The following is a 12,509-nucleotide window of genomic DNA, read 5'->3' as shown; positions in this document are numbered from 1 at the left end:
ATTTCAACACCTTAATTAAAATCCAACTTTAAAAACTGTCATTTAGACACAGTTGAAAATTGTCATTAAGACACTACAATAGTCATATTGACACAATCGGTATTGGCTATGACTTCTTTAATCGCGCAATGGCTACACATCACGCAAGACCTTAACTCGGCCCTCACTCAACAGGCTCGCTTCGATACGTTGTTAACCACGATTCGAGACGTATTGAAGTGTGACTCTTCTGCCCTTCTTTTGTATGAAGACCAGCACTTTAAACCTTTAGCGATCAATGGATTGGCGAAAGAAGTGCTTGGACGCCGTTTCTCCATTGAGCAGCACCCAAGATTAGAAGCCATTGCCCGAGCAGGCGATATCGTGCGCTTTCCCTCTGACAGCGACTTACCTGATCCATACGATGGTTTGATCCCTAACCACGATGACAAACTGCATGTCCATTCCTGCATTGGTTTACCTCTGCTGATCGACGATCAACTGATTGGTGCCATTACGATTGACGCCTTCGACCCCAACCAATTTGATGGGCTACGCAACCAAGAGTTACGTTTTGTCAGCGCATTGGCAGCAGGTGGCTTGCACACTGCACTCCTACTAGAACAGCTAGAGACACAAGCGAGCCTGCCACGCGACTCTTACGCCGAGAAACGCACCTTAAGTAATGAAATCATTGGCAACTCTCAGGGCATGCAAAATCTTCAAGAGCAGATTGATGCAGTCGCCGATACGGAGTTGTCTGTATTGGTCATGGGAGAAACGGGCGTGGGTAAAGAGTTGGTTGCGAGCGCTATTCACCATCGCTCTAGCCGCTCGAACAATACTTTGGTTTACCTCAACTGTGCGGCGCTGCCAGAATCAGTCGCGGAAAGCGAGTTGTTCGGCCATATCAAAGGCGCATTCACAGGCGCGATCAGCAATCGTAAAGGTAAGTTCGAACAAGCCGACGGCGGCACACTGTTTTTGGATGAAGTCGGCGAACTGTCGTTAGAACTGCAAGCTAAGTTACTTCGAGCCCTACAATACGGCGACATTCAACGTGTGGGTGATGACCGCCATATTCGAGTCAACACACGCATTGTCGCCGCAACTAACCGTATATTGCATGAAGAAGTGACTGCTGGGCGCTTCCGAGCCGACTTATATCACCGTTTAAGTGTCTTCCCGCTTCATGTTCCACCTCTTCGTGAACGTGAAGACGATGTGGTGTTACTCGCAGGCTTTTTTGCCGAACGCTTAAGAAGCAAATTGGGATTGAACAGCATTCGTTTGTCCCCCACTTTAGTACAAGCACTCAAAGACTATTCATGGCCGGGCAACGTGCGAGAGCTAGAACATGTCATTAAACGTGCTGGTGTTTTGGCAAAAGCGCGTACCCACGCCATGGACATTGAGTTAGTTGAGCAAGATTTTGATATTCGAACGCCGAATCAGAACATCAAGAACGTTGAAAAAACGGAACAAAAATCTCGGCTTGAGCTACCAGAAGGCGGATTAAAGCCTGCCACAGACGCCTTCCAAAAAGCGATGATTGTTCGAGTTCTGGAAGAGAACCAAGGTAACTGGGCAGCAACGGCACGTCAGCTTGAATTAGATAACGGTAATTTACACCGCTTAGCAAAACGCCTAGGGATAAAATAGACACTAACGAATATCACCTAATATGGCATATTCATCGCCAAATAATGTGCCTGATGCCCAACCGCGCACTCAGCCCACCATAAGTAGTGGGCTGAGTGCTCAGATAGAATAGCCACCTAAGTTTGACGGTATTTTCTTCTAAATTTTATTGTCTTGAACCACCTCACAGATTTAATAACCCTTAACAATAAACACAATAATAGTTAAGGTATTTTTATGAGCTAGATCTAATAAAATTAAATATATAGTATTTATTTTAAGAATTTAAACTTTCAAAGTTCATCATAATAAATACAACCTCTATATATACAATTTACCTTCAAAAAACATCAAAATATAATCCCTTCGATAAAAAACACTTAAATGAATTTAACTGTATAAAAGTGAGGAGAATAAAATATGGGATATGGGGCGACAGTATATTCATTAGATACTGAAAAGGTTTTTAACGTACTAAAGAATGAGCGTAATCCAGAGCTAGAAAAAGCCATCATGGAAAGGTGTCAAGACTCCTTTAAGGCGATTAATGAAATGCTGGAAAGTAGTGGCGAAAGCATCCGAGCTGAAGAGCTTCTTATGCAAATGTTGTCTGAAGAGATAAAATACAGTCACTTGGGTTACGCCTATGCTTACTTGCTTGAAGCTATATGTAAGATAACTGGTTATTACTTATCCAATAACTCTTGGTATCCTTGCGATGTAAACGATTTCTGCGATATTCCATTCACTAATACCGATTATCCTATAAAATTCCCATTCCCTGACGATTTCCCTGTTGTTTTTATGATAAAAAATCAAGATATTCACCAAGATAACGTTGACTTCGGAGGCTTATCAGAGCAACAAATATCTGAAGTCAAGAGCTGGTACACTCATGAAGTCGTAAACAATCGTGACTTGGTATTATTTTATTATTAATAAATCATTCAATAGTTAAAATAACAATAGGATATTAATAAAACTCTAGCTTATATTAAGATAGAGTTTTATCTATTTAACTGAAATTTTTCTAATTTTAAAAACATTATATTTCACACCTAGTTTATAGACTCTGTGTATAGTGTGTTCAAAGGCAATGTGAACTCATAGGATCAAAATCAAGTTCTAATTTTTAGAAGAAAAACCGATCTGCTTGTGTCAAAATGCGCCATCCCAACCAAAAAGTCTTAATGTAATGAACTACCAAGCTGCTATTTTTGATATGGATGGTTTGCTCCTTGATACTGAGCGCGTCTGTATGCATATTTTCCAAGAAGCATGTGAAGCCCAGAACCTACCCTTCTATAAAGATGTTTATCTTTCAATCATTGGTCGCAATGCAGCGGGCATTGAAGTGATTTTTCGTAAAGCTTATGGGGATGATCTTGACCGCTTACACCAAGAGTGGCGCGACCGTTACGACGCTGTGGTTAAGCACCAAGCGATACCGGTAAAAGAAGGGGTGATTGAGCTGCTTGAGTGGTTGAAAGGCCAAGGGTTGCCAATTGCAGTCGCCACTTCTACAGCAAAAGAAGTGGCACAGAAGAAGTTGGAGTTAGCGGGCCTAAGCAAGTATTTCGACAACTTAACGACAGGCTGTGAAGTGTCACACGGCAAACCTGATCCAGAGATCTACCTGCTTGCAGCAAGTCGTCTAAGCGTAGATCCAACCAAATGTCTCGCTTTTGAAGATTCAAATAATGGCGTACGTGCTGCGGTAGCAGCGAACATGATCACTTATCAAATTCCTGATTTGGTTGAGCCTTGTGACGAAATAAAGCAATTAGGCCATACTGTCGCACCTTCACTGCATGATGTGTTGCACACGTTAAAGCAAACTCGCTAGGCCTACTTGTCGTCTGTTCTCTAGAAGCTCAGCAATTTAGCTGAGCTTCTTTCTTGAAACCTCTCCAATACCGTAAAACCAAACAATTCTGCCACCCGTTTAGAGAGATTATTTTCACCTTAACTCTGGCTAATCACGACTTTTGATTTAACTCACGCAATCGCATGAAATAAGGCATTTGAGTGATCAAATAGCGGAACTGACCAGTACAAGCTTGCAACAAAACGTCAATATACCGATTGAAGCACGTTTTTGGAGTGAAAATTGGCTGATAATGAGAACTATTGGATAAGATCAATCCAAGTCAGCCTAAAATACAAAATGGAGAGTGTTATATGTCTTTACGTTTATTAGCAACAACCTTCGCATTAGTAGGAATGAGCTTTGGTGCCCAAGCCAGTGCCGAGTGTGAAGTGTCATTAGATGCTAACGATATGATGCAGTTTTCTACTAAAACATTGAGCGTACCAGCCACTTGTAAAGAGGTAAAACTAACGCTGAATCACACAGGTAAGATGCCAGCGCAATCGATGGGTCACAACGTGGTCATCTCTGACACAGCCAACCTACAAGCAGTCGGTACTGATGGCATGGCAGCTGGAGCAGAAAATAACTACGTAAAACCAAATGATGATCGCGTCTACGCTCACACAAAAGTAATTGGTGGCGGTGAAAGCACCAGCATTACGTTCAGTACTGAGAAAATGAAAGCCGGCGGTGACTATTCATTCTTCTGTTCGTTCCCGGGTCACTGGGCAATCATGCAGGGTAAATTTGAGCTAAAATAAAAGCTTTAGCCAAGCCAAAAGAAGACTCATTATAGGGAAGCCAAGGCTTCCCTTTTTGATAGATAAAATAGCAATTGAGAAAGGTCTAACACGTCTGGAAACGTGACCAAGAAACATAGCAAGTATGAAACCCTTGCTCCACTGAGATTAAGTTCTTTTGCGAAAAGTTATGGTTAAAAATCAGATTTTTATTTTGCCTTTCCGAAACACAACTAAATGATAAAAGTCATTCAATACCATGTAACTCTTTCCAGTTTCCTGGATGAACCACATAGCCGAACAGAGCATGCCCACCATAAACCAATTCAGTCCCTTCCGGTATCCACAGCATCTGACCTGGGTGCACAAAATGTGTTTCACCATTTGCGGTCAGCTCGAAACAGCCTTCAATCACGAAAATAACCTCATCATAAAGCACTGTCCAAGCCACTTTAGCGCCTTCCCATTTAGCAAAGCCTACGCCTATGTTTGGTGAAATTTCTGGGCTTAACGCCCTGGCAACATACGCCATTCCCGGCGTATCACCACGAACATTAAAATCTAGGTTTTTACTATCAACAAGTTTGACTTGCTTCATAATTCACTCCGGCTTTGCCATTTTGCTAATTGGATACGCGTTTTTACTCCCAAACCTAAAAAAGGCTCTGGCGGATTCAAACAAGGCATTCCTGTCACTTGCTGTATGTCATCCAATGATTTAGATGTCGCACCAACGACATAGTCAGCTAACAGTGTTCCAGAAATGGTTCCCCACGCAGCACCAACACCATTGTCACAAGCGCTGGCATAAACACCTTCATCTAATTGGCCGAAAAAGTTAGTAAAGTTACGAGAGATGGCATACACCCCACCCCATGTGTGAGTAAATGGTACGTCGGCCAGCTCGGGATAACGCGCCAGAAAGACCTGACGATGATCGTCGCGAATTTGTTCTCTGACTTTATCGTTCATGCTTGAGCCATATTTCGGCACGTGTTTGTAAGTATTGCGGATCAAAATACGTCGATCGGCGGTCATACGTAACGTCGTTCCCGCATGATCAGCTGGAGTTAACCCCCAATTCAGCTCACCTCCGTATCGCTGCATTTCTGCGTCGGTTAATGGACGCGTCCAGCTTGCAAACGTCATCACTGGAAGTAATCTGTTTTTAAGATAACCAAACTCCCGAGTAAAAATGCTGGTCCCAAGCAGCAGTTCAGGGGTTTCAACAGAGCCACTATCTCCATGTAATACCCAGCAACCGTTTTCTTTACTGAGCTTGCGGATTGGCGAGTTTTCTAACACCTCGACGTTCTCTGGAAGGCTTTCCCCTAGCCCACGCACCAAAGCAGCAGGTTGCATTAAATAACCACCTGGCGTGTAAATTGCTCGGCTGTAGTAGTTGGTTCCCAAGACTTTCGCCAGCTCACTGCCATTAACATGGAAGTATGGTTCGCCAAGGTCTTTCATTAGGTGCTCAAAGTGATCGAGATATGCTTCACCGCGCGCCCCTACGGCTCCTTGATATTTGCCCTTTGCTGACCACTGACAAGAAATACTGTGCTTCGACACTAAAGTGTTTAGCTGAGCAATCGCAGAACGGTTGAGTGATAATAACTTTTGCTTGTGCTCAGGGTCGGGATGCTCAAGTGAAAACTTATGAGGCAAATCGATAACAAAGCCCGAATTTCTTCCTGAAGCCCCTTGGCCGATACGTTGCGCATCAATCAGTATAATTCGTGCATTAGGCATAAGTTCAGCTAAACGTCTTGCCATAGCTAGGCCTGCGAAACCGGCACCTAACACGGCATAGTCAGCACTTTGTTTACCTTTTAACGCCGATTTTTCTGGAATACTTGGCAACGTATGATACCAACCACACGTCACGTCATCATTGGGTAAATGAATCATCTTTTTTCTCCGCTACGCTGCTGACAGTTTCAATGACAATTGATCTAGCCAAGGGCCGCGTAATGACTGTACTTTTCTTCCTAGCAACGCAAAACCGAGCATTGCTCCTTCTGGTGAATAAAACGCAGCGGTCAATTCATCTGCTTGGTTCTCGATGTACCATTGTCCCTGTTCTTCAGCGGCTACCGGGAAAATCGTGAGTGGAAGAATCGGCGTTTTTACAATCACTGGAGTTGGTGTTAACGAGATAGAGGCGACATCGCCTAGCAAGCTTTTCGCTACAGAAGGGATCATTTGATTAATCGGCGCAATATAGGGCTGCCACCCGTGATCAGTTTCAACACAATCACCTAGCGAGTAAATATTCTCATCACTCGTCTGGCCGAATTGATTCACTTTAATGCCGCGGCCCACTTCGAGCCCTGCTTGCTCAGCCAGAGAAACATTTGGCTTGAGTCCAACCGCGCTCAGCACTAGATCTGCTTCAATCTGCTTGCCACTGTTCAGATGTAAAACCGCACTGGATTCGGACCTTGGCTCGATTCTGGCGATACTGTCTTGTAGAGCCCATTGCACGCCTCGTTCGGCGAGTGCACTTTGTAATGATTCACCCAACTGTTGCGGGATCAAACGCTCCATTGGCCATTGACCCAACCCGATAACTGTCACTTCATAACCGCTTTCGATCAGGTCATTCGCGAACTCACAGCCAATTAAGCCATCACCTAGGATCGCGATGCGCTTTTTGTCTTGCAGCTCCGATCTGAAACGGCGGTAGTCAACTAAGTCGTTCACACTCATAACCCAAGAGCGATCGCCCTCAATTGGGATTTCAATCGGTGATGCACCTGTTGCCAGTACCAAGCGGCTGTAGGCGTATTTACCGATGGAGGTATGTAGCGTTGAATTGGCACGATCGATCTGTTCAACACGCGTATGCGGGTAAACGCGGATATTGAGACGGCTTTCCCACTTCAACGCGCTTTCACTTTGCAGCGCGTCGCCGTCTTTGTTCATGACCAACGCATTAGACAAAGCTGGTTTGCTGTACAAAGCGCCATCATCAGCGGTAAAGACGGTGATAGCAACCGTCTCGGATTGTGCTCTAAGTGCCGCCGCCAACTGGTAACCACTGTGGCCACTACCTATGATAACGATAGGGTCATTTGAGAATACAGGTTGAGTAACTTCAGATGGAAGAGGCTGAGCCGTATTTCGCTGAACAGACGCTTCTACCGACACCGAAGACACAGCTGCAACCTCTTCTAGTGGCGCATCGTCGGTGATTTCGATCATTTCAAAATCGGCCTTACCCACTAAACAGTCAGGACATAACCAGTCATCCGGTACATCTTCCCATGCTGTTCCTGGTGCAATGCCATCGGATGGCCAACCTTGTGCTTCATCATAGATTAAGCCGCAAATAATACAGAGCCACTTTCTCATCACTTATACTCCAACTACCTTGTTCAGAATTTCCGTGTTTACAAACCGCTGTCAGATTTGTTGTGATTCCATCAACCTCGCCCTAGCTTGTGGTCTGAAATCCAAGCCGGTACGAGGTGATGAAAATACAGTTACACGGTAGCTATACGTTGCTGTCTTACTGCAAACGAATGGCAATATTGCGTGTCTGGACGTAGCTATAAATCGCTTCTTGTCCTTTTTCTCGCCCAAACCCGGACAAGCCCACGCCACCAAATGGTGTTTCGATGCCACCAGCAAACCATTCATTGATGAACACTTGTCCACCACGCAGTTGCTGTGCCACACGCAATGTTTGGTTTAGGCTTTCACCAAAGACACCAGCGACCAGGCCAAAATCGGTGCCATTCGCGATTTCAACGGCCTCTTGCTCGGTTTCAAACGGTGTAATTACCAGTACAGGGCCAAACACTTCTTCTTGAGCAATACGCATATCTGGTGAGGCTTCAATCACCGTCGGTGCCACAAAGTAACCTGACAAATCAGGGGCGTACCCACCCGTTAGGATGTTCGCGCCGTCGGCTTTTGCTTGTTCTATCATTTCAAGCACGCGTGCTTGTTGATCAGCCGATACCAACGGTGTGATGTCCGGCTGGCTTTCGCCTTGACCAATAGTTAGGCTTTTTGCCATTTCCACTACCGCCGCTTTTACTTCTTCATAACGCTCTTTTTGAATTAGCAAACGAGACATTGCCGAACAAACTTGACCAGCGTTAAAGAAAATGCCGACTTGAACGCTTTGTAAAAGCGTTTCGAGACTCACATCTTTCAGTGCGATAGCGGCCGATTTACCACCCAGCTCCATCACAGATGGTGTGGCGCGTTGCGCTGAATCTTTCAGTATGCGTTGGCCGGTCGGCACAGAACCTGTAAAGACAATTTGATCAACGTCTTGATGCTGCACCAAGTGGCTGCCAACGACTGAGCCTTTGCCACATAGCAAGTTAATCGTGCCTTTTGGGAAGCCCGCTTTTTCAATCGCTTTAATCAACAACGTCATAGCGAGTGGGGAAATCTCTGGCGATTTGATCACCACTGCGTTACCAGCAGCTAATGCAGGTGCTAATGAGCGTGCACAAATAGAAACTGGGAAATTCCACGGCACAATCTGCACTGACACACCAAACGGCACATATTGGGTGAAATCGACATAATCTTTACCCAATGGAATTGACGTGCCTTCCAGCTTGTCGGCCATGCCAGCGTAGTATTCGAAGTAACGTGCCGATTCTAAAAACTCATCTTTGGCATCTTGCAAAGATTTCCCATTTTCACGGCAGGCAACTAACCCACCTTCATCAACCATTTCACGAATAGCCGCGGAGGCTTTTAACATCCACTCGGTTCTGACGGCTGGACGAACGTCCGAAAGAAGACCTTGCTTGACCACTCGACGTGCCGCTGCCATTGCGCGGTCGGCATCGGTGATAGTGGCTTCTGCAATCGTCGCATACGCTTCGGCTGTGCCAGGGTTAATGACGGTCAGCGCTTGCTCTGAATCGCACCACTCACCATCAATATAATTAAGGTAATGCATCATATTACTGCTCCAGTGCCGCTTTCACTTGCTTTGCCAACCAGGTTTGAAAGAAATGCGTCGGAACATCCATTTCTGGTGAGAACACACCACCACCAAAGCCAGGTGAGTAACGACCTTCCTGCATGCCCTCGACCGCTCCAATATCTTCGCCGAATACGACTCGCCATGACTCAACGGTAGCAGTACGGCACGCAGCGAACTCATCTTTCGTTGCTTCATCACCCACATAGAAAACACGTAGGTGCTCAACACTTTTATTCGCAGTGATTGGTTCAATCATCATTGCAAAGGCATGATCGGCTTGAATACCAAGCAACACGTTTGGAAAGAGTGCAACATATTCTGCATGACGCAGTTTATCTTCTGGCCAGCTTGGAAATTTAGGTAAGTGTGTTCCTGCAGTATCAGAGAGGTTGTATGCGAGACTACCTTGGCCAGCAAAACGCTCTGCAAACATGATGTTGTAGTGATCCTCTAGGCGAGAATAACTGTTCAAACTCGGATGCACCCAAGGTAAGTGGTAAGCTTCACAGTAGTTTTCTACGGCAAGCTTCCAGTTACTTTTCACTTCTATCTCTAAGTTGCCACCCATGTTCACGCGGCGAAGAAGCCCTAATCCTTCTTCACCTAAGAATTGCTGCCAACGTTGCTCTAGCGGCGCGATATGCTCTTCAAAGCTTTCTGCATTGCCCGATAAGTTGACGAATACCATGTCCATCCAAACGGCTGAACGAAGTGGCTTAAGGCCGTGCTTTTCACACTTAAATCGGTCATCTTTGTGTTTTGCGATACCACCGATGTGTGGTGTGCCTTTTAGATTGCCGTCAAGATCGTACGTCCATGAATGGTAAGGACAGCGAATCATGCCTTGAACTTCGCCTGCCTCATGAACCAGCTTCATACCTCGGTGGCTACACACGTTGTGGAAGACTTGGACTTCACCTTGACGATTTCTCATCATGAGTAGTGGAAGATTCATGAAATCAAGTGGCATTACATAACCATTTCTAAGCAGGTCTGATGCAAAACCAATACATACCCAAGTGTTACCAAACACCTGATCACGCTCAAAAGTAAAATACTCTTCGCTGGTGTAGGCCTGATTCGGCATTCCTGTTGCTTCACTGATTGGGTTCAGTACATTATCAACAAGTTCAACAGGAATAATGGTTTGGTTGACATTGCTCATATTCTTATCTCCGAGAGTCGAGTTGCATCCAGTGCGTACAACATCGTGTTGTGTTAGTGGAGATAATTTTGATTAACAACCCGGCAACAAACAAACGACTTTTTCGCCGGGCTTGGATGAGTTTTTGTCATTCATGCATTGATCTCGAACAAAAAAATAACCTTTTAATTAACAATGATCTTCTTGTCATGATTAATACTCATTAACCGATGAGTATTAATCAGTTGAAACACAAAAGCCCTCTCTCTACTCTCTTTCAAAAATTAACAATAACGCAACAAACAATAACGTTAAAACAAACGCACTGTGAGGGATGCCTATGAGAGCAACATCTGGGATATTGAAAGGACTCAATCCGACTGTGACAATCGCATCAAAGATCGTCGTTATCGGTTTTGTACTTTTCTGCGCCATTCTCGCCAATCAAGCGGGCCAATACTTCGAAACGATTTCCGGCATTTTGCTACAGAATATGAAGTGGTTTTACATCGGACTTGTTTCACTCGTTGTCGGTTTTCTTCTTTACCTTATGGTTAGTCGATATGGGCATATTCGTTTGAGTAAAGATGACGAAAAACCAGAGTTTAGTTATTTGTCTTGGGTATCCATGCTTTTTTCCGGAGGCATGGGGATAGGCTTGATTTTCTGGTCGGTCGCCGAACCGATGTGGCATTACGCTGACAACCCATTTACTCAAGGCCTGACCAATGAAGCCGCAACAACATCAATGAAACTGACATTCTTTCACTGGGGTCTACATCCTTGGTCTGTCTTTATCATTGTTGCACTCGCATTAGCTTACTTTTCCTACCGTAAAGATCTGCCTTTTACCCTACGCTCTATCTTGTACCCTTTGATTGGTGATCGTATTTATGGGCCTATCGGGCACACGGTTGATATCCTAACAGTCGCGGTGACTGCTTTCGGTATCTCTCAAACCTTGGGGATGGGAGTTATCCAAATAAACTCTGGTTTGAATCAAGCCTTTGGTCTAGAAATTAGTTTGGGGATTCAACTCTTTATTATCGTTTCCCTTTGTACTTGTGCGGTTGCGTCGGTGCTATCTGGTGTAGGAAAAGGTATTCGCCGTTTATCAGAATGGAACATGCTGCTTTCACTCGCACTCGTGCTAGTCGTACTTTACATTGGTCCAACTCGCTATATCTTAAATACGCTACTTGAAAGCACAGGGCTTTATGCACAAAACATTGTCGGTATGAGCTTATGGAGCGATGCACAGAATGACTCTGGCTGGCAAAACTGGTGGACGGCTTATTACTGGCCTTGGTAGATGACTTGGGCACCTTTCGTTGGCATGTTTGTGGCTCGTATCTCTAAAGGACGCACAATACGTGAACTTATCGGCGGTGCTCTAATCGTACCCACGCTGATCACGTTTTTATGGATTTCAGTATTTGGTGGTGCAGCGTTGAAGGTAGAGCAAGACGCTCGTGTTGCTCATCAAGAGCAAGTCACTGCGGCACAAGAAGCCAAACAAACACCACCTGCGGATTTTTCTGGCGGCCCGATTCTTGAAGCGACTAAAGCCGATACGACACGCGCTTTGTTTACGCTATTCGACAATCTAGATACAGGTATGTTTGGTAAACTACTTAGCGTGCTTGCGTGTCTATTACTCGGTACTTATTTCATTACCTCCGCAGACTCGGGTACCTTGGTTCTATGTACCCTCGATGCCGCTGGGCACAGTGAGCCTCCCACCTCTATACGCGTATTGTGGGGGATCATGATCGCAGCCATTGCGGGAGTACTTCTATACGCAGGAGGGTTAAAAGCAATGCAAACGGCCTCCATTATTGCCGGTTTCCCTATCGCCATTTTTATCGCGGTGATGAGCTTAACGCTGTTTCATAGTATTCGACGCGAACCTAAGCCATGGGCAATGCTTCCAGAGCATGTTCACCCAGAGCAAGAGAAACTTGATGGTCCTGTTGAACCGCTTGTTGAAAGCAAAACAGTGGTTTCCGAGCCTATTGCTTCAACATCCTCACTAAAAGATGATTCCACACTCAATCAGGGACCAGTACTAAGTTAGTGAGTCGTTTCATCAATCTGACCCGTCCTGATATGGGTTGACACTTTTTAACTAAAACGCTCGATGTACTTCATCGGGCGTTTTGTATTTTAAAG

The 12,509-nt window shown here is 45.0% G+C and carries 9 protein-coding genes and 2 pseudogenes; 5 read left to right on the top strand and 6 right to left on the bottom strand.

What is annotated here, in order from left to right; all coding sequences use genetic code 11:
• The first annotated feature begins 108 nt into the window (after positions 1-108).
• The 4 genes from norR to azu all read left to right on the top strand — a co-directional run bounded on the left by norR (position 109) and on the right by azu (position 4,254).
• Positions 109-1,641, top strand: a complete 1,533-nt coding sequence (norR, locus tag R7040_RS21260; protein WP_258634038.1) for a nitric oxide reductase transcriptional regulator NorR — start codon at positions 109-111, stop codon at positions 1,639-1,641.
• Between the two features lie 399 nt (positions 1,642-2,040).
• Positions 2,041-2,559 (top strand): transcriptional regulator, encoded by a 519-nt coding sequence (locus R7040_RS21255; protein ID WP_318096988.1) that lies wholly within the window; start codon positions 2,041-2,043, stop codon positions 2,557-2,559.
• 256 nt (positions 2,560-2,815) lie between these two features.
• On the top strand, positions 2,816-3,466 hold the full coding sequence (locus R7040_RS21250) for an HAD family hydrolase (protein ID WP_005385872.1): 651 nt from the start codon (positions 2,816-2,818) through the stop codon (positions 3,464-3,466).
• Positions 3,467-3,801: 335 nt separating this feature from the next.
• A complete protein-coding gene (azu, locus tag R7040_RS21245; RefSeq protein ID WP_005375211.1) occupies positions 3,802-4,254 on the top strand; it encodes an azurin in 453 nt (150 codons plus the stop codon).
• 226 nt (positions 4,255-4,480) lie between these two features.
• Here the strand turns inward: azu and R7040_RS21240 are convergent, their stop codons facing one another.
• From R7040_RS21240 to R7040_RS21215, 6 genes and pseudogenes are all read right to left on the bottom strand, one after another.
• Positions 4,481-4,831 (bottom strand): ethanolamine utilization protein EutQ, encoded by a 351-nt coding sequence (locus R7040_RS21240; protein WP_053303838.1) that lies wholly within the window; start codon positions 4,829-4,831, stop codon positions 4,481-4,483.
• On the bottom strand, positions 4,828-6,144 hold the full coding sequence (locus R7040_RS21235; protein WP_318081525.1) for an FAD-binding oxidoreductase: 1,317 nt from the start codon (positions 6,142-6,144) through the stop codon (positions 4,828-4,830). The genes R7040_RS21240 and R7040_RS21235 overlap by 4 nt, the downstream gene beginning before the upstream one ends.
• A gap of 12 nt (positions 6,145-6,156) precedes the next feature.
• Positions 6,157-7,440 (bottom strand): NAD(P)/FAD-dependent oxidoreductase, encoded by a 1,284-nt coding sequence (locus R7040_RS21230; RefSeq protein ID WP_318081528.1) that lies wholly within the window; start codon positions 7,438-7,440, stop codon positions 6,157-6,159.
• Positions 7,429-7,590: pseudogene (locus R7040_RS21225) on the bottom strand (rubredoxin); the annotation flags it as partial. The pseudogene R7040_RS21225 and the gene R7040_RS21230, both read right to left, overlap by 12 nt.
• A 157-nt stretch (positions 7,591-7,747) precedes the next feature.
• The gene (locus R7040_RS21220) at positions 7,748-9,169 is read right to left on the bottom strand and encodes an aldehyde dehydrogenase family protein (RefSeq protein WP_005375192.1); all 1,422 of its coding nucleotides are present in this window, start codon (positions 9,167-9,169) and stop codon (positions 7,748-7,750) included.
• Position 9,170: 1 nt separating this feature from the next.
• Positions 9,171-10,358, bottom strand: coding sequence for an aromatic ring-hydroxylating oxygenase subunit alpha (locus R7040_RS21215; RefSeq protein ID WP_005375185.1), 1,188 nt, complete (start codon positions 10,356-10,358; stop codon positions 9,171-9,173).
• A gap of 313 nt (positions 10,359-10,671) precedes the next feature.
• Here R7040_RS21215 and R7040_RS21210 point away from each other — a divergent pair.
• A pseudogene (locus R7040_RS21210) lies at positions 10,672-12,414 on the top strand (BCCT family transporter).
• The last annotated feature ends 95 nt before the right edge of the window (positions 12,415-12,509 follow it).

This window comes from Vibrio sp. 1069 (assembly GCF_033340555.1).
This window is presented reverse-complemented; position numbering and strand designations above follow the sequence as displayed.